Genomic DNA, 18,780 nt, shown 5'->3' with positions numbered 1-18,780 from the left:
CTGAAATTGGTCATTAAACAAGGTAAATCATGAAAATATTATACGGTGTTCAAGGGACGGGAAATGGCCATATTAGCCGTGCCAGAGTCATGGCAAAGGCGTTAAGTAAAACTGATATCGAGGTTGATTTTTTATTTAGTGGTCGCGCCAAAGATGAGTACTTTGATATGCAATGTTTTGGCGACTATCAAGTTAGAACGGGCATGTCTTTTATTACCGAAGACGGGCGAGTCAGCATTGGCAAAACCATTAAAAGAAATATCACTTCACCCATTGTGTCTGAAGTGAGACAACTTGATTTGAGCGGCTATGATTTAGTGTTAAACGACTTTGAGCCAGTGAGTGCTTGGGCTGCTAAAAAACAGGGCGTGACCGCAATTGCGATCAGTCATCAAGCGTCCTTACAATACTCAGTACCTAAACAGGGAATGAGCTGGTTTGATGAATTACTGTTAAACAACTTTGCACCTGCAGATATCAAATTAGGCTGTCATTGGCATCATTTCGGTTTTGCTATTTTACCTCCCTTTGTAGAAGTTGAGCCAAGTTGTGGTGCTCACAGTCATCAAATTTTGGTGTATTTACCCTTTGAAAGTGCCGACGCGATAGCAGCTTTTTTAAGGCCTTTTCCTGACTATCAATTTTTTGTTTACCATGGCAATAAGCCAAAGCAGTCATTACCAGATCATATTAATTGGTTCAGCTTTGATCGCTGTGGGTTTAAACAACACATGTCGCAATGTGGTGGGGTAATAGGTAATGCAGGTTTTGAGCTTGCCAGCGAGGCGATGACATTAGGTAAGAAGCTACTGGTTAAACCGCTTCAGGGGCAATTTGAGCAATCATCAAACGTAGCAGCATTAGAGCTGTTGGCTGCAGGACAAAGTATGGATAGCTTAGATAGTAAAATGTTAGCCCGATGGTTAAAGGGGGCGTCGCCCAAGCCTATTGCATATCCGCAAGTTGGTGATGCCTTGGTGGGGTGGTTACTACAAGGTAATTGGCATCAACATCAAGCGCTTTGCCATGATTTATGGTCCCAAGTCGATCTACCTGATAACTGGCGCAAGTAAATGGCATCAGTAAATCGAGCCTTTCTTTGTCTGTGACTCAAGATCAATCAGTTAGCCGCTAGCTTTGCTAATTACTTTGGTAAGTAATAAGTAATAAGTAATAAGTCACATTAGCTGACTTTTGAATGATGCTGATGAAGTTGCTCGAGTAACTCATCTTCCAAAGCAAAGCGCGCTTCCATTGCTTGAGCTAAATTAGAGAGATCGCTATCTAATTCTAGCAACATAGAATCGCTATCTGCTTCAGTATATTTGTCATTGAAGTCTAATGCGGCATCAGTTGATTCACTGATTTGTGGTAATAACAGTTGTGCTCGGGCTTTACTTTGTTCACCTGATTTTTCACACTCATTAACCAATTGATCGTATACCTCAAAATGACCTTCAGAGACATAATCAACTAATTGAGCGCAAAACTGCTTAACGGTATCTAGTTCAGGTAAGCTTTTTGCAGGGACTGAGTAAGGGGCGAGGCCAGCAATTTTGAAGTATTGGATCAGTAATGCTCTGCGGTGCTGCAGCCATTGATCAACCAGCTTATTGGAGCCACCCCATTTTTGTTCGGCTTTTTCTAGTTTTGTCAGCATTATCATTCTCAATTTAGTAACCAATACATAACACTTAATGTATGAGAGAAAGTAGTGATTAATCAACTCTTTTCTGCAAAAGAAGCAATGGATTGACCAGAGGAATGGGCTGAGTTACGAGGGAAATATTCTTTGTTATTGTAATCTAAAGAAAAATGCCCAGCGATAGCATGCTACCGCTGGGCAAATAGATTTTTAAGGGCTCGATTTATCGTGCTTCTTGATTGTTCTTGCTAGCGCAAACTTTTTATATCAAAGGTGCAGCGAGGGTGCAACTTTTTTGTTGAATTAGCTTCACACCTAGTCAAAAACAACCCTTTTTGTGAGCATATTAACGTTTATATTAGCAATTTTGATACTAGTAGGAGGGGCAGCTCACATAAATTTAGCAGAACTGGTTACATTAATACCTTAAGTCGCTAAACTACGGTTCAGCGGATATCAATATATGTTTAGGAATCAAGCCCAATGGCAGAATTAAAGAATGATCGTTATTTACGCGCTTTACTAAAACAGCCTGTTGACAGAACGCCTGTATGGATGATGCGTCAAGCTGGTCGTTACCTTCCAGAATACAAAGCAACCCGTGCTCAAGCCGGTGATTTCATGTCGCTTTGTAAAGACCAAGACTTGGCTTGTGAAGTGACTTTACAGCCATTACGTCGTTATGATTTAGATGCAGCTATTTTATTTTCAGACATTCTAACCATTCCAGATGCAATGGGCTTAGGCTTATACTTTGAAACTGGTGAGGGTCCACGTTTTGAACGTCGAGCTGATACCGTTGACTCGATTAAAAAGCTTTGCATTCCAGATCCAGAAGATGAACTTGGTTACGTGATGCGTGCAGTAAGCACGATTCGTCGCGAGCTAAAAGGTGAAGTACCGTTAATTGGTTTCTCTGGTTCTCCTTGGACGCTAGCCACTTATATGGTTGAAGGTGGTTCAAGCAAAACATTCGAAAAAATTAAGAAAATGGCTTACGAAGAGCCAGCAGCATTACACATGCTTTTAGACAAGTTAGCTGATTCAGTTATCTTGTACCTAAATGCACAAGTTGCTAACGGTGCTCAGTCGTTAATGATCTTTGATTCATGGGGCGGTGCGTTATCTCACCACGCTTACCGTGAGTTCTCATTACGTTACATGCAAAAAATCGTTGATGGCCTAACTCGCCATGCTGACGGTCGCCAAGTTCCTGTTACCTTGTTCACTAAAGGTGGCGGATTATGGTTAGAGTCTATGGCTGAAACTGGTTGTGATGCGCTCGGTTTAGATTGGACTGTTGATATCGGTGATGCACGTCGCCGTGTTGGTCATAAAGTGGCGCTGCAAGGCAACATGGACCCATCTGTACTTTATGCTTCACCAGAGCGTATTCATCAAGAAGTGGATCAAATCCTATCTTCTTACGGTGAAGGTACTGGCCATGTATTTAACTTGGGTCATGGTATCCATCAACATGTTAACCCAGAACATGCTGGTTCATTCATTAACTCAGTACATGAGCTATCAGCGAAATATCATAAGTAATTGATAATGATGCGCACAAAAAAAGACGAGCAATGCTCGTCTTTTTTTTAATTCGTTTTCGACCACTGAGCTTTACCATATTTTATTCATCATAGTTTTAATGGTAATGAGTGCTCTCTATCACAAAGTGACAATTGAATATTCTAAATTGTGATCTTAACAAAACTCTTAGTGGGGTTTATTTGATACTTTATCGTCATTCTGAGAATTAAGTATTATTTAGCTAACTAGCTTTGTTTCATGATGAAACAGAGGCAAAAACTAGTAGCCTTTGCCAAAAAGAGTTAATTATGAAAATTCAAATTATTGTTGCTTTAATGTTCTTTGCTGTATTTGCTGCGCTACTACCAGGTACCCATTACATTTATGTGGCTAATGCCGATTATTATATGGGGCAATTTGTGACTGTTGCGGCAGTATTATTAATGTGGGGCAGTTTAGCTGCTGGTTTTGTGAGTCTTTTCTTCCACAAAATTAAAAAACTTTATCAATCTATCTAAAGTTAATAGCTATTTCTGTAGCTGAATATAGGCGCTCCCTCTAAAGGGGCGTGTTCAGTTATGACCCTCAAAGTCACCTTAATTATAGGTGGCTTTGTTATTTTTAGTGTTTGTCTAATTTAGTGTGTGGCTAGTTCAATCATAAAACGGCTTCCTTTGCCGGGAGTGCTTTTAATATCAATACGGCACTTTAGGAGTCCAAGCAATTGGCGCACTATGGCTAAACCAACACCCAACTGTGGCAATGTTTGATTGGGCTCAAATGATAACTGCTGCATGGATAATTGTTTTAAGGCTTCGACTTCATGCTTATGCATGCCTGCGCCAGTATCTTTAACGGCTAACCAGCTTTGACCATTTAAGCTTTCGCTGTATACCTTGATGGTGCCACCTTTTGGGGTGTATCTCAGGGCATTATCTACAAGATTATTTAATATTCGACGCATTAATTGTGGGTCGGTATACACTTGCAGCTCATCGGCAATATTAAAGTCTAAGAGTATTCCAAGTTTTTGCGCTCTGGGTGCAAAAGTTTGTTTTAAATCCAGTAATACCTCTCGCAAATTAATTTGACTTATTTGGGCACTGATTTGACCATTTTCCAGTGCTGCTAATTCAAGTAATTGTGCCAGTAACTGCTGTAAGTTTTGCCCTGAATTAGCGGCGTACTCAATTAATTCTGGTTGGCGCTCTGCTGGCGGTAATAGTAGCCAGGTATCGATATATCCCAGCAAAGAGGTGAGTGGGGTTTTTAAGTCATGGGACAAATGCAGTAAGAAGTCATGTTTGGCTTGTTGTTGGCGTTTGACTTGTTGGTGTTGTTGGCTGATTTTATGCAGTAAATGATTAATATTGTCACTGAGGACTCTGATTTCTTCGCTGCCATTGTAACGGTTAGGCAAGGCCAGTGTGCCGCTTAATGGCGAATCTTTTAATTGGTTGAGATCGCTAGCTAATTTTTTAATTGGTTGGGTAAAAAAGCCCAGCAATAGCACAAATAACATCAGTGCAAAAATAATCCAAAAGCCAATGGTAGCGCCCCACAGCTTGGGCTGATTTTCTGAGTTTGTTAGTGCTTGCCAGCTATCATAATCTTCGCCGCCGATGATGACATATAAGTATCCACTGTGAAGCCCGTCAGTAGTGATGAGCGGGCTGACGGAAAAGATTTTTTCTGTTTTTTTTGAGCGGGGATCTGTGCCTAAAATCGGTAGGTCTCGACCTGCAATAAATTGCTTTATCTTGGCTAAATTTACTCGAGTGGTTTTGATTTTCTCTTCTTTGGCATCGTAAGCAATGACACGACCTTGTGGATCTAAGGTATAAATTTCAAAACTTGGGCCCAGCAGCATAAAGTCGTGAAATGCTTCTTTTAGCGCTGCATCTGAGGTAATCCCTTGTGACAATAACGGATTAATGTGCGCCATATGTTCAGCAAGTTGTAAGTGTAATGATTGCTGAATTTGATTACGGCTAAATTCATGGTTGAGTTGTAACCATTGCCACAGGGCTACAAAAAGTAGCAACACCATTAAAGTGGCAGATAAGAATAGTCGGTTAAATAAGCGGTTCATTAGAGACCCATATACACTTTAAAAATAACATGCTTAAAACGAATATCAGCTAAGTTGCTGATGGTGGAGAGAACTTATAGCCTACACCCCAAACGGTTTTGACTAATTCTGGATGCCCAGGGCTGTGGGCGAGTTTATTGCGTAAGCGATTAATGTGACTGTTAATCGTATGCTCATAACCGTCATAGTTGTAACCCCACACTGCCTCTAATAATTGCATTCGGCTAAATACTTGTAGTGGATGCTTGGCCATAAACAGCAACAGATCAAATTCTCTAGCGGTTAATTCCAGCGGGCAGTCATTGGTAATGACCTCACGGGTTGCTGCGTTAATGGTAACGCCATTAAACTGCAGTTGCTCAGAGCTGATTTGTTGAGTTTTACTACGCCTAAGCATGGCTTTTACTCGCGCTCGTAGCTCCAGCACACTAAAGGGTTTGACTAAGTAATCATCAGCACCGGCTTCAAGGCCCAATACAATATCGGCTTCTGAATCTTTGGCAGTTAGCATCATCACAGCAACCGAGTTGTCAGCTTCACGAAGTTGCTGGCACAACATAATGCCATCGCCATCAGGTAGCATACGGTCCATCAAAATCAAATCTATTACACTAGATTTAATGATGTTAAGCGCTTGGCTTAATGTGGTGGCATGAAACACCTCATAATTTAGTGCGGTTAGATTTAGCATGATGAGCCTTGCCAAATCTTGCTCATCTTCAACCAACAAAATATGTGGCTTGATTTGGTGCTGATGGTGCTTATTAGAATCATTCATCCAGAATTTCCCATTTCAGGTCCTTATCCAGCAGACCTGAGATGGGCGGATAAACTTTCAGCTTGTTTGGTTTTTAATCATAAAGGCTGATGCTTGCTATTGTGTGCGGCTGATTGATATGGCTATTGCCGGATTATCAAAACGGTGTGATGGCGTTAGGACTGAGTCCATTAAACCGTCATACATGGTGATCACGCCTGGATGAATATGAACAAAATCAACATCATCACGGGTTGCATTAAACCCCTCTCCGCCATCAGCAGGTCCGGGCATGGTACCTTTTTCTTCTGTATTAGCTTCAGTGCCAGCGTCGTAAACCATGCCTTTCATAGCGACCATAGTGTCGACTGCTAACATCGAAATGTCGTAACTGTTTAATCCAGTAAAGGCATCGTTGGTGTTTACCAGCATGGTTGCTACGGTAAGGTTGGCAACATCGGCTTCATCTAAAGTAATTGTGATGGTTTCTGACATGCCTGGCATCAATATACCAGCGCCACTGGCCGTAACCTCGATACCCTCAATAGCCGCTACATCACTTGAATCGCCGCCTTCAGCAATTTTCTCTAGGGCGACATTTGCGCTTTCGCCTGCTTGCCATAACATCACATCATTGCTATGAACGGCAATTGCAATCGGTGACATGGGTTGATTAGCCGTTAAGTTTGTCACTGTGACGCTATAGGTTTGCATTACCGTATCGGGCGTTGGGGTTGGAGTCGGCTCAGGAGACGGTGAGTTGTTATTGTCTGAACAGCCACTTAAGCCCAGCACAGCAATTAATGCTGCAGCACTCAGGCTATATTTATTGATATTTTTGATTGGATATTTCATCACATGCCCCTTATTTAACGGTAACAACAACTTTCGCAACAGGGTTTAACCAGCGATGAATTCGGCTGTCTAAATCACTGGCGCCGCCGGCTGGATCAGTATCACCAAGCACACCTGGATGAGTGTGGACATAACCATTAGTAGCACCATCCATAACACCAGTACCATTCATACCTCCGTCACCACCTGGCGCTGCTGGAATACCTGCAACGCCGGACATTCCGCCGCCATTAACCACTTCATCATTGGCTTCAGTACCCGCATCATAGGCGTTTACATAAACTGTGTAAGTACCCGACTCAGTCGGGATCTCCCAGCCATCTAACCCCATAAAGGCATCATTGGTTGGTAGTACCATAGCAACGATAGAAAGGTGCGTCATTTCCATTGAATCAAGCATGACATCACTGACATTAGCACCGGGGGCTAATAAACCCATGGCTGGGTTGGTAACAGTCACGCCACCTGCGCCCATAACTGCGGCATCTAAATCAGCAATATCACCGCCCTCGGCCATTTTTTGTAATGCTGGTGTAGCCATTTCGCCCACTTGGAATAGGTGACTGTCAGCATCGTGTGCTGCAATAAACAATGGCGTGAAGTGATTACCGTGGGTTAGGTTAACAACACTGATTTCAACTTCAGCAGCATTAGCTGACATACTGAACAGGCCAGCGGCGATGAGTCCACAAGTCAGTAAGCTTGCTTTTTGTGCGATAGGTTTTAATACAGATGATTTCATAACGGAGCTCCTTTTGTTTAATTGCAATCGATTCTGCCAAAGGGATCTCACTGTGTTATCGCCAAATTATCACAAAAGTTTAACATCGTTATTTTTGCTAAATAATTGTGCTATCTTGGCGATATATTAAGACAACCTGGAGTCAATATAATAATGATAAGAAGCTTAACTCCTGATGATTTTCAACAAGTTATTGAGCTCGGAAACTTGGTTCATGGTGAAGGGTATTTAAATCTATCTTCGCTTGAAAAAATTTATCGAATGGGTATAAAAAATAATATCAATGCTCACTTCATCGCAGAAAGTGAACAATTATCACCAACTAAAAATACCCATAATTCGACGGCTAATATTGTCGGTTTTAGGCTGACTTATGCCGCTGGGAAGTGGCCAGTTGATCAATGGTGTACTCCTGAAAAGTGGCCTGTTACTGCTGAAAATATGTGTTATTTCAAATGTAATACAGTAGCAGAAGCATATCGCGGTCAGGGGATTGGTTCTAAATTACTGCAAGCGTCTATTGCGGCTGTTAAGCAACAGGGCGCCAAAGCGGGGGTGAGTCACTTATGGCAACAAAGCCCAAATAACTCGGCGGTAGGTTACTTTACTCATGCTGGTGGGCAATTAATTAAACAACATCCGAGCCGTTGGAACCAAAAAGTAGACGGTAGCGATTATCTTTGTGTGCTTTGCGGCGATGATTGCCACTGCACAGCTTGTGAAATGGTGATTGAATTTAGCTAACCATTTATAGAGAGACGTTATCAAAAGGCTTTACTAAAAGGCTTTATTGCAGATTTTAGTGCCCGCATTTGCACTCATATAACCAAAATAAAAAGAGCCGCTGCTATGTATGATCCTTTAATAACCCCGAATGCTGCTTCACAACCACTGGCCAATAGCTATTGGGCAAGTACCCAAGCTTTGCCGCCACGCTTACCTCACCTAAGTGGTCATCAGCAAACGGATGTCGCGATAATTGGCGGCGGTTATACAGGATTACTGACGGCATATTATCTCGCCAGTAAATACCATATAGATTGCCATGTATTAGAGGCAAACCAAGTGGGTTTTGGTGCCAGCGCCCGTAATGCAGGTTTTGTATTAAAGGGCTCGGGCAGGTTGGGCTATGCCGCTATGGCAAAACGTTGGGATTTAGCCACCACTAAAGCCATTTATGGCGAGTTTAGCCAAGCTGTCGAGCGCGTTGAATCACTAATTCATAAATACAATATAGAGTGTGATCCGCAGGAGAAAGGCTACTTAAAGGTGGCGCATAACCCTAAGGCGTTGCAGCAGCTTAAAACAGCCGCTGACTTTATTCAGCAGCATTTAATACCTTCACCATTAGACAGTAAATCACCCTCGTCAGCAGGCTCTGCAAATATGGATCAGCATGCGCAATTTATTAATGCTGCAGACTTTCGCCGAGATTATTTAAATCATCACCAAGCCTATGGCGCACTGCGATTAAGTGATGGCTTTGGGGTAAACCCGCTAAAGTTATTGCTGGGCTATAAATCAATGGTTGAGCATCAAGATGTCACCCTATCTGAAAGCTCATGCGTGCTTGACTGGATCGAGGAAAATGGCAAGCACCGTCTGTTCACTGAGCATGGTGAGTTAAGCGCAAATAAAGTGATAGTGGCCGCCAATGGCTATACGCCCAAAGCGTTTAATCACCGCATTGATGAAAAGTTTTTGCCAATACTCAGTAATATTATCGTCACTGAGCCACTTAGTGCTGATGAGCTGCAAGCCGCTGGTCTATTTAGCCATCAAGTAACCATGGACACCCGCATTTTAAAATATTACTTCAGGTTACTGCCTGATAATCGATTACTGTTTGGCGGCCGCGGCGCTGTGTGGGGGAAAGACGCTGCAGATCCGATTTATGGTCAGCGACTCAAGCTGGCCATGAATAAATGCTTTCCTGCATTAGCGACTAAAAAAGTGGCCTATAACTGGACGGGCTGGATAGCGGCATCAATGGATGATATGCCCCATGTAGTTGAGAAAAACGGCGTGGGTTACAGCTTAGGTTATTGCGGCGCTGGGGTGTCTTTTAGTGCACAAGCGGCTTTTCGATTAGCCCAAAGTATTGCCGGTGAAACACCAACTGAAATTGCTAATTTACCACTTTATCAAAACCCATTACCCCGTTTGCCCTTTGCTAAAGCAAGGCGAATAGGGCAATGGGGTTACTACCATTATGGTTGGTTGAAAGACCGTTTGGGTTAGTCATTTATATCGCAGCAAGCTAAGCCGGCATTATTGAAACTTATAAACCTTCTGTGAGATGTAGCGATTCATCTAATGGCTGAATCTTGATATTAAAATACCCATTGGATGCGCTGATGAAAGGGCAAACTAAGTTAAAGATTGCGTAAGGTCAGTAAGCTAGCTATCAAACATGGCAATCCTAAATACCTTTAATATGCGTCACAATCGGTAGCAGGTTGTCTTCATTGGCATAGCTGACCATGTATGGAATTGGAATTCAGCAGCGCAAATAGCCCTACTAGCTTAGCTAAAATAACCCTAGGAAAGGCTGGCAACTTTTTATAGGTAAAAATAGCACCGCTAATAGAGGAATAAGCAGACCGGGTTGGTCAGCATCTTTAAAAGCTACAGGGTGTTATCAAGACCTGAATTGAAGCTAGCAACATCAGTTGACAGCCTAAAACAGTGAAAACAATGATTTTTGTTAATTTTGATGAAATTCAATTGTTATGTAGATGACAATCTTATTCCGAAGTTTGTGGGAGAATAAAATTTACTTTAATACAAGAAAGGTTAACGGTAATGCAAAATAGAAAATACAAAAATTCAATTATAAAAAATTCTCTTCTCCCTATCGCGACACTTTTCATATCACTTTCTGCTCCACTGCATGCCACCGAGTTTGTCTCTGAACTTAAGCATGGATATTCAGCAGAAAAGGCCTATGCCCTTCACAGCGAATGGAGTTTACCCAAATTCCTCGTTCCTACGGAATCAGGAGCATATTCTTATTTTCATTTAGGTGAATTTTTACCCCAAGCAATTATTTATCGAGAAGGTAACGTTAGTTTATTAGCGCAAGAATTAGATAAAAAAGTTGACCAAATCACCTTGTCAAATAAAGACGGTAAAAGCTTATCGTTAGAAAACATGATTAATGATAAGGCATCACCAGTACAAGGCGTGATGGTTTTACACAAGGGGAAAGTCGTTTTTGAGCAATACCCCGGCATGCGAAAAAATGATAATCATGTGTGGATGTCTAATGCTAAACCTGTCGCCAGTTTGCTGATTTCGCAACTGGAAGATGAAGGAAAAATTGACGTTAACAACACATTGTCCACTTATATGGATGAAGCTAAGGGAACCGCTTGGGAAAATATCAAAATTATTGACATTCTCAACATGCAAACTGGTTTAGATTTAGCTGAAAACTATAAAAATCGTAAAAACCCTAACTCAAGCATCATGCAATTTTTTGCGGCTGAATTGGGTGCGCCTAACAGTAAAGGTATTAAACAAACACACAATCAAGCCTTATTTTCTATAAAAGCGCAGCAAGAGCCTGGTAAAGCATTTGAATATTCATCTGCTAACACACAAATGTTAGGGTTATTAATTGAAGCCGTTACAGGCAAAAAAATCGCTGATTTAGTCACTGAACGTATTTGGCGTCATGCCGGAATGACCGGTGATGCAACATTAGCGCTATCACCACAAGGGAATGGGATCATCCATGGATTAATCAGCTCACGATTAGTCGACATGGCTCGATTTGGTTTACTGTATACGCCAAGCTGGGATAAAACGGCTTCTGAGCCAGTGGTATCTAAAAATACTTTAGTTAAAATACAAACAGGCGGTAAAGAAGAAAACTTTTTAAAAGATGGGCGTATAGGGGCAATGCTAACTAAAAGGTTTGGAGAAAAACCTTTATTTAATAGTTATCAATGGGATGCGGTTTTTGCTGACGGCGATTTCTATAAAGGTGGCATGAATGGACAAGGTATCTATGTATCACCTAGCAAAGATGTGGTGGTAGCTTGGTTTGCGACTGGTTTTGCCGATATTCCAATGGAATCTTTTGCCCGTAAAATCGCTGTATCTTATTAAATAAAACCTATAACGCAGCTACCTGAAAATATCTATTAAAAGATAGTACATAGATGATAGTACAAAGGTAGTTAAAGGTAACAATAAGTCCTTAACCCAAGATTTACAGCGGTTCATCTGCATATACTTGGCCAGATAACATTGAGTGATATATTGTCCACTAATGCTCTGGTCAAGCCATGCCACTACACAGTATCTGAAAGCTCATGGTGCTTGACTGGGCAGAAAAAATGGCAAGCATTGACTGTTAACTGAGCATGGTGAGTTAAGCGCAAATAAAGTGATAGTGGCCGCTAAAGGCTATACGCCCAAAGCGTTGCCGGTGATACAGCCTCTGACATTGCTAATTTACCGCTATATCAACACCCATAGCCCCATTTGCCAAAGTAAGACAAATAGGGCAATGGGATTACACCCATTATGGTTGGCTAAAAGTTCGCTTTGGTTAAAATGAATGTCTTTAATTTTAAAAGCCCACTTGTTTTAATTAGCACAGTAAGTTGATTTTGCTATGAACTGAACATCATGGCCAACGATATAAGTACTAGCGATATAGTTTTCTACCGTCTGTCGGCACCACTGAAGGGCGTCTTCTTGGCTTTCGTAACCGTTACCAGAGGCGTTCCAACATTGGCTTAAATCTTTAGTCATATCGCTAGCAAGTAAAGCTGATGATGCAGTTATTTGACAAGAAGAGTATGTCTCTTTGCTTGAACCATCAGAGTTAGAGCCGCCACAAGCTGAAAGTAAGAATATTGAGAGTAAAAGAGTTTTTTTCATTTTAATAGGCTTATTTTGAGATAATGAAAGATGGGGTGAAAGTAACCTTACTGTGACATTCAACTTCAAAGTAGTCATGAATAGTTTCAGGTAATAATATTTCTATATAGGTATTTCCCTGACATTCAAAAGTTAATCCTGAAGTTGGAACTAATTGAAATTGCTTACCATATAGGTCAATAGTAAATGACTCATTTGATAAGTTATTAATTTCCATCTTTTCATTAGTTATAATAGATTCAACCGTTACATTAGCTAAAGGAATATCTTGTGATTTAGCTTGGAAGCTGAGAGCGAGTAATATTGCTAAAAAGCTACATTTAAAAGTGTTCATTAATTATCCGTTAATAATTGGAAGCAAACCCTGAAGGCAGATATGTTTCTTTCTGGTAACGTTTCGCTGCCCATAATGAGGTTGAATGTTGAGAGGGGGTTATAATAATGTTTTTGTGTTTTTTATGGAAGGGATGTTTTACTTTTTTTTATTAAGTTGTTAATTAGTATAGAGTTATATTTGTATTGGCTAATTTATTAGAAGCCTATATATCGATAGTACAGTGTATTATTTTATTTTGTAGGTTATGAATAATCATTTACTCTTAAATTGATGCTGCAACTAGTGATAACCGATATTCTGTCTGGATATAATTATTAATTTTATATTAAATAAATTAGTTAAATATTTATGAGCTACGATTAATTATTTTAGTTATTCTGTAATACATCGCGGCTTTATAGCCGCAGGTATAAAATTTACAAATTCTCAGTAAGTATTTGTGATTCATCTAATGGCTGAATCTTGATATTAAAATACGCATAGGATGCGCTGATGAAAGGGCAAACTAAGTTAAAGATTGCATAAGGCAAATAAGCAATGGTTGCTACGCCTAAGGTACTGGCCATGAAAGCGCCGCAGGTATTCCACGGGATAAGTGGGCTAGTTACTGTAGCTGAATCTTCTAGAGTACGGCTTAGATTAACTGGCGCCAACTTGCGTTTTTGATATTCAATTTTTAGCATTCTACCGGGCAGTACAATGGCAATATATTGATCGGCAGTAATAATATTTGCGCCGATACAAACTCCCAAAGTGGTGATAATTAAGCTGCTAGTCCCCGTCACTAAACTTAAGATACTTTCCAGTAAGCGCGATAATGATCCTGTCACTTCCATCACGCCGCCAAATGTCATGGCGCAGAGGATTAACCAAACCGTGGTGACCATGCTGCTCATGCCGCCGCGGCTTAATAAGTTATCTAAAACCGTGTCACCTGTGGTGGCCACATAACCATCAAACATCGCAACCCAAATACCTTTAATGAGTGCTACTATCGGTAATAAGTTGTCCTCATTAACGTAGCTGACCACATTATCAAATTGGAAAATCGCCGCACAAATAGCCCCAGCAATCGTCCCTAGAATTACGGTAGGAAAGGCTGGCATTTTTTTGTTAGCAAAAAATAACACCACTAATAAAGGAATAAGCAGATGCAGGCCAGGTTGATAAGTTGCTTCGAGGAGCAACAGGGTGCTATCAAGATCTGAATTGAAGCTAGCAACATCGGCTGATAGCCCTAAAACGGTGAAGACTATTAGCGCAATGATAATGCTGGGGACGGTAGTCCAAGTCATATATTTGATGTGGCTAAAAATATCAGCGCCAGCAACAGCGGGGGCGAGATTAGTAGTATCTGAAAGCGGTGACATTTTATCGCCAAAATAGGCGCCACTAATAATCGCACCTGCGGTGATATTAATATCTAATCCCATAGCGGATGCAATACCAATTAAGGCAATACCGAGCGTGCCCGCTACAGTCCAAGAGCTACCAATACTGATCGCGACCACAGCACATAAAATACAACTAGCGGCATAAAAATATTGAGGGTGCAAAATCTGCATGCCGTAATAAATCATTGTCGGCACCGTGCCTGCCAAAATCCAAGTGCCAATCAGCGAGCCCACGGTAAATAGAATTAACAAGGCGCCAGTGGCAACACCAATACTTTTAATGATGCCGCGTTCCATTTCATTCCAGCTATAGCCATTTTTATAGCCAATTAAAATGGCGATACAGGCCGCGAGGATCAGCGCGATTTGGTTGGCACCAGATGAGCTATCGGAAGAGAAAAGATACACCGCAGTGCCTAGCATTGCTATGAGGGCAAAGACGGGTGCAAGGGCATCGAGCAAACTGGGCTGTTTGTGTTTGTTTAGCTTTTGCTTATCAGACATTGAGTGATCTCTATTATTATTTTTTTGGGGTGTGATGAGATTTTTTATATTTATGCTGGCTGTTGCGCTGTCAGTATTATTTGTTATTAACTTGTGACAGGGTGACATCCTGCCATAGGTCTAAGGGGTAAGTCGATGTTTTATGGCAATGACCAGCAGTGATAAAAAATGTGGCTCTTTGGAGCTGATGAGGCGATTGTGACTATTAAGCTAACTGAGTAAAATAGCTATTCGCTTAGGCTAATAAAAGTGAATAACTATGTAATATTTATAATGTGCTTCTTATCGAAACCTTAGCCTTTGTTTGAATAAATTTTTATCACTCTTACAAATACTTGTATGTATATTTTCACTTATATCCTAGACTATATTATTGAGAGCTTAGCGCTCAGTTTCAGCACTATTTCATCACTATTTCATCATCAGTTAGAGAGTTAATATCATGTCCGCAGCGGAAAAATCATCTCGTAAGTTAAGTTTTTATATTATCGGCGTGATCCTGTTTGTGTGGTTGTATAGCCTATGGGCCGATAGAGTCACCCCTATGACAGGCGATGCGAGAGTCCATTCCTATTTGGTGAGAGTTGCCAGCCAAGTGGCTGGTAATATCGTTGATGTTAATGTCAAAAATAACCAAGTGGTAGAAGCGGGTGAGGTGCTGTTTAAAATCGACCCACGCAACTATCAAATTGCCTTACAGTCAGCCCAAGCTAACCTTGCTATCACAGGGCAAAGTATTGGCGCCAATACTGCAGCAGTTGAAGTTGCTCAAGCGAATGTGATTGATGCGTTAGCAGCCCGCAATAACGCCAAAGAGCAAGCGGTAAGGATCACCGAGTTAGCAGCGCAGGGGGTATTAAGCCAATCTGATTTAGACAATGCAATTGAGTCTCGAGATCGAACCCAAGCCAGTTATAACGCCGCAGAAGCCTCATTAGTACAAGCCAAACAAAATTTAGGCCCACAGGGTGAAAATAACCCGCAGTTATTGGCGGCCATGGCCAACCTTGAGCAAGCGCAGCTAGACTTACAGCGCACCGAAGTGATTGCGCCTTCACAAGGTGTCGTGACCAATTTACAACTTACTCTAGGGCAAAGAGCCACGGTTGGCACGCCGATGCTGACCTTTATTGATCCCCGCGGTATTTGGATTTCAGCACTGGTTAGAGAAAACTCTCTAGAGCATATTCGTGAGGGGCAACGAGTTGAAATTGTGCTCGATGCACTGCCAGGGAGGGTGTTGAATGGCAAAGTCGATAGCATAGGTTGGGGGACTGGTGGCAGTAATAATATTGACCAAGCAACAGGCTTTTTAACCGCAGATACCACTTCGTTAAATGCCCAGCGTTATCCGGTTAACATTGTTTTTGAAAACGATGATATACCGCAAAACATTCGTTATGGCTCCCAAGCTACCGTTGCCTTTTTTACAGAGCAAAGCAGCTTTGGCGAATGGTTAGCTAAAATTTGGATCCGAGTTGTGAGCGTGTGGACCTATGTTTCGTAATGCGGTGAATCCGATCATCAGGCTGGTATTTTTCCCGGTCTTTTTGCTGTTTTATTTGCAATACTCTGGGGCGGCTATGCCTATTTTAGCGCCGATGTTTGTGGTGATATTTTTAACCATCATGCCATCAAAGCCGCCTATGAGTATGTTACTTAAACTGCTTATCATATTATTCTTTCTTAGCTTTATATTGGTGTTTCTTGCTGGGGTGTTAAAAGACACTCCCACAGGTTATGCGCTATTTTGCTGGGGATTATTTTTTTGGTGCTTTTACCGCAGTCATCACGATCCTAAAGATATGCTTGCCACCTTAGCCTTAATGGTGGTGATTATCATGACAGTGATGAATTTCCAAATGGGTGCGCCAGTGGACGTGTTACCTTGGTTGATGTTTGAAGCCTTTTTAATTGCCATCGTTATCACCTACATCAGTTTTTTATTATTCCCAGGTGATGAGCAAGATATTTTAATGGATGAAACCGTTAAAGAAGGGGCGCAAACTAACATTGGGCTTATCATGTTTAAAGCCACCGCCATGTGTATTACGCTGGTGGTACTTATCAGTATTGGCAGTACGCAAACCATGCTGATTGCCATCACCATTGGCAGTTTGATTAAAATTCCTATCGCGAATGATCATCGTATTTATAGCCAGAATAAAATTGTCACCACCGCCACTGGGATCTTATTTACCTTACCTGTGATGCTACTGTTTGCCTTTGGGGTTTCAACTTGGATGTTAATTGGGGTGACGTTATTTTGCGGGCTGCAGTTAGCTTGCTTTGGCATTCGTCGACAATGTCGCTTTAGTATTTACCAGTTATTGTTTACTAATTTTATCGTATTAACGTATCAAATCATTAAGCACCAAGCGGCAGATTCACTGTCGTCTGAATTTACCCGTTTAATCTCGATTGTTATCGCCATACTGGTTGGGGTGTTGATTTTGAATTTAAGCAAACACTCGGCGGTGCCTTTAGTAAAGGAAGATAAATAGTTTAATAAGCTCCTAATACTTTAATGGAATTGAATTTTGAACGCTAAAACAAAAATCCCTGTGACTTTTGGCATTAGTTGCCATCACAGGGATTTTTTTAATTCAGCATTAGGCTAAAAAAATTAACCTTTATCTTGCTCACGTGCGATAGCGCGGTAGGCAATATCAGTGCGGAAGTAGACGTCATCCCAGTGGATAGCATCGACTAGCTTGTATGCGCTAGCTTGTGCTTCTGTCACAGTGTTACCTAGTGCTGTGGCACATAAAACGCGGCCGCCTGCAGTGACAACATGGCCGTCTTTCATGGCGGTGCCAGCGTGGAATACTTTGGCGTTGTTATCACCTAATGATAAACCGTCAATCACGTCAGCTTTACGGTAAGCATCTGGGTATCCGCCTGCTGCAAGTACAACACCGACTGCTGCGCGTGAATCAAATTCAGCAGTCACTTTATCTAACTCACCCCGGGTAGCGGCTAGACAAAGCTCAACTAAGTCTGATTGCAGACGCATCATGATTGGCTGCGTTTCTGGGTCGCCAAAGCGGCAGTTGTACTCAAGTACTTTTGCGCTGCCATCTGGAGAAATCATTAAGCCTGCGTATAAGAAGCCGGTGTAAACATTGCCTTCTGCTGCCATGCCGTCGACCGTTGGGCGGATAACATTAGCAATGGTCCAGTCGTGAACAACTTGGGTCACTACTGGTGCAGGTGAATATGCACCCATGCCGCCAGTGTTAGGGCCGTTATCGCCGTTATCACGGGCTTTATGGTCCTGGCTGGTGGCCATTGCTAAAATGTTTTTACCATCTACCATTACGATAAAGCTGGCTTCTTCACCTTTTAAAAATTCTTCGATAACAACCCGTGAACCTGCTTCACCAAACTTGTTACCTGCTAGCATGTCTTCGATTGCGGCGTCAGCTTCAGCTTGGTCTGCCGCGATAATCACGCCTTTACCCGCTGCTAAGCCGTCAGCTTTAATCACCACAGGGAAACCTGTTTTGTTGGTTAACTCAACTGAGTAAGCTTTTGCTGCTTCAATTTCAGTGAAGTTTGAGTAGTCAGCTGTTGGGATGTTATGACGTGCTAAAAAGTCTTTAGTGAAGGCTTTTGAAGACTCAAGCTGTGCAGCGCCTTGAGTTGGACCAAAGATAGGCAAACCTGCTTCGTTAAAGGCATCCACTACGCCAAGTGCTAATGGTACTTCTGGGCCAACAATGGTGAGTTCAATTTTATTATCTTGAGCAAATTTAACCAGCTCTGAAATTGCTTCAACCTTAATGTCGATGTTTTCTAGTTTTGGCTCTAAGGCTGTACCAGCATTACCTGGTGCAACAAAAACTGTTTCAACTTGAGCTGATTGTGCTGCTTTCCAAGCTAACGCATGTTCGCGTCCGCCGCCACCAATAACAAATACTTGCATCTTTTAATCCTCTTATAGCTGCGCCATGGTCTCAATTTCTGCTTCAAACATGCTCACTTATGCTTATAAGCTCCGCGTGTTTTCATTGAACTTGAAACAA

At 41.7% G+C, this 18,780-nt stretch carries 17 protein-coding genes; 8 read left to right on the top strand and 9 right to left on the bottom strand.

Annotated features, from left to right (window positions below; all coding sequences use genetic code 11):
• The first annotated feature begins 29 nt into the window (after window positions 1-29).
• Window positions 30-1,073 (top strand): MJ1255/VC2487 family glycosyltransferase, encoded by a 1,044-nt coding sequence (locus Q4533_RS17765; RefSeq protein ID WP_303503597.1) that lies wholly within the window; start codon window positions 30-32, stop codon window positions 1,071-1,073.
• 110 nt (window positions 1,074-1,183) lie between these two features.
• On the opposite strand, the gene rsd is transcribed toward Q4533_RS17765, so the two are convergent.
• Window positions 1,184-1,660 (bottom strand): sigma D regulator, encoded by a 477-nt coding sequence (gene rsd / locus Q4533_RS17760; protein ID WP_198590413.1) that lies wholly within the window; start codon window positions 1,658-1,660, stop codon window positions 1,184-1,186.
• Window positions 1,661-2,128: 468 nt separating this feature from the next.
• Here rsd and hemE point away from each other — a divergent pair, with 468 nt between their 5' ends.
• Complete coding sequence (hemE, locus tag Q4533_RS17755) at window positions 2,129-3,193, top strand: uroporphyrinogen decarboxylase (protein WP_102436964.1); 1,065 nt, start codon at window positions 2,129-2,131, stop codon at window positions 3,191-3,193.
• Window positions 3,194-3,483: 290 nt separating this feature from the next.
• Window positions 3,484-3,693, top strand: coding sequence for a hypothetical protein (locus Q4533_RS17750; RefSeq protein WP_102476021.1), 210 nt, complete (start codon window positions 3,484-3,486; stop codon window positions 3,691-3,693).
• 119 nt (window positions 3,694-3,812) lie between these two features.
• On the opposite strand, the gene Q4533_RS17745 is transcribed toward Q4533_RS17750, so the two are convergent.
• From Q4533_RS17745 to Q4533_RS17730, 4 genes are all read right to left on the bottom strand, one after another.
• On the bottom strand, window positions 3,813-5,267 hold the full coding sequence (locus Q4533_RS17745) for a HAMP domain-containing sensor histidine kinase (protein WP_303503594.1): 1,455 nt from the start codon (window positions 5,265-5,267) through the stop codon (window positions 3,813-3,815).
• Window positions 5,268-5,316: 49 nt separating this feature from the next.
• Window positions 5,317-6,045, bottom strand: coding sequence for a response regulator transcription factor (locus Q4533_RS17740; RefSeq protein WP_102436956.1), 729 nt, complete (start codon window positions 6,043-6,045; stop codon window positions 5,317-5,319).
• Between the two features lie 96 nt (window positions 6,046-6,141).
• The gene (locus Q4533_RS17735; RefSeq protein WP_198589304.1) at window positions 6,142-6,879 is read right to left on the bottom strand and encodes a spondin domain-containing protein; all 738 of its coding nucleotides are present in this window, start codon (window positions 6,877-6,879) and stop codon (window positions 6,142-6,144) included.
• A 10-nt stretch (window positions 6,880-6,889) separates the two neighbouring features.
• Window positions 6,890-7,540 carry a spondin domain-containing protein gene (locus tag Q4533_RS17730; RefSeq protein ID WP_303446375.1) on the bottom strand — a complete coding sequence of 217 codons (651 nt, stop codon included), beginning with the start codon at window positions 7,538-7,540 and terminating at the stop codon, window positions 6,890-6,892.
• Window positions 7,541-7,774: 234 nt separating this feature from the next.
• On the opposite strand from Q4533_RS17730, the gene Q4533_RS17725 reads away from it, so the two are divergent.
• From Q4533_RS17725 to Q4533_RS17715, 3 genes are all read left to right on the top strand, one after another.
• Window positions 7,775-8,365, top strand: coding sequence for a GNAT family N-acetyltransferase (locus tag Q4533_RS17725; protein WP_102436952.1), 591 nt, complete (start codon window positions 7,775-7,777; stop codon window positions 8,363-8,365).
• A 105-nt stretch (window positions 8,366-8,470) separates the two neighbouring features.
• Window positions 8,471-9,862 carry an FAD-binding oxidoreductase gene (locus Q4533_RS17720; RefSeq protein WP_303503591.1) on the top strand — a complete coding sequence of 464 codons (1,392 nt, stop codon included), beginning with the start codon at window positions 8,471-8,473 and terminating at the stop codon, window positions 9,860-9,862.
• 564 nt (window positions 9,863-10,426) lie between these two features.
• On the top strand, window positions 10,427-11,737 hold the full coding sequence (locus Q4533_RS17715; RefSeq protein ID WP_303503588.1) for a serine hydrolase: 1,311 nt from the start codon (window positions 10,427-10,429) through the stop codon (window positions 11,735-11,737).
• 483 nt (window positions 11,738-12,220) lie between these two features.
• Here Q4533_RS17715 and Q4533_RS17710 read toward each other — a convergent pair whose 3' ends face one another.
• The 3 genes from Q4533_RS17710 to nhaC all read right to left on the bottom strand — a co-directional run bounded on the left by Q4533_RS17710 (window position 12,221) and on the right by nhaC (window position 14,752).
• On the bottom strand, window positions 12,221-12,517 hold the full coding sequence (locus Q4533_RS17710) for a hypothetical protein (RefSeq protein WP_303503586.1): 297 nt from the start codon (window positions 12,515-12,517) through the stop codon (window positions 12,221-12,223).
• Window positions 12,518-12,527: 10 nt separating this feature from the next.
• A complete protein-coding gene (locus Q4533_RS17705; RefSeq protein ID WP_303503583.1) occupies window positions 12,528-12,851 on the bottom strand; it encodes a hypothetical protein in 324 nt (107 codons plus the stop codon).
• Window positions 12,852-13,270: 419 nt separating this feature from the next.
• Entirely contained in the window at window positions 13,271-14,752 is a 1,482-nt protein-coding gene (nhaC, locus tag Q4533_RS17700) for a Na+/H+ antiporter NhaC (protein WP_303503580.1), read from the bottom strand.
• Window positions 14,753-15,194: 442 nt separating this feature from the next.
• On the opposite strand from nhaC, the gene Q4533_RS17695 reads away from it, so the two are divergent.
• Both Q4533_RS17695 and Q4533_RS17690 read left to right on the top strand, forming a co-directional pair.
• Window positions 15,195-16,259, top strand: a complete 1,065-nt coding sequence (locus Q4533_RS17695) for an HlyD family secretion protein (protein WP_102436946.1) — start codon at window positions 15,195-15,197, stop codon at window positions 16,257-16,259.
• Complete coding sequence (locus Q4533_RS17690) at window positions 16,249-17,256, top strand: DUF2955 domain-containing protein (RefSeq protein ID WP_102476017.1); 1,008 nt, start codon at window positions 16,249-16,251, stop codon at window positions 17,254-17,256. The genes Q4533_RS17695 and Q4533_RS17690 overlap by 11 nt, the downstream gene beginning before the upstream one ends.
• 122 nt (window positions 17,257-17,378) lie before the next feature.
• Here Q4533_RS17690 and purD read toward each other — a convergent pair whose 3' ends face one another.
• Window positions 17,379-18,680 carry a phosphoribosylamine--glycine ligase gene (gene purD, locus Q4533_RS17685; protein WP_102476016.1) on the bottom strand — a complete coding sequence of 434 codons (1,302 nt, stop codon included), beginning with the start codon at window positions 18,678-18,680 and terminating at the stop codon, window positions 17,379-17,381.
• Between the last annotated feature and the right edge of the window lie 100 nt (window positions 18,681-18,780).

The organism is Shewanella sp. 6_MG-2023 (assembly GCF_030547195.1).
Lineage (GTDB): Bacteria > Pseudomonadota > Gammaproteobacteria > Enterobacterales > Shewanellaceae > Shewanella.
This window is presented reverse-complemented; position numbering and strand designations above follow the sequence as displayed.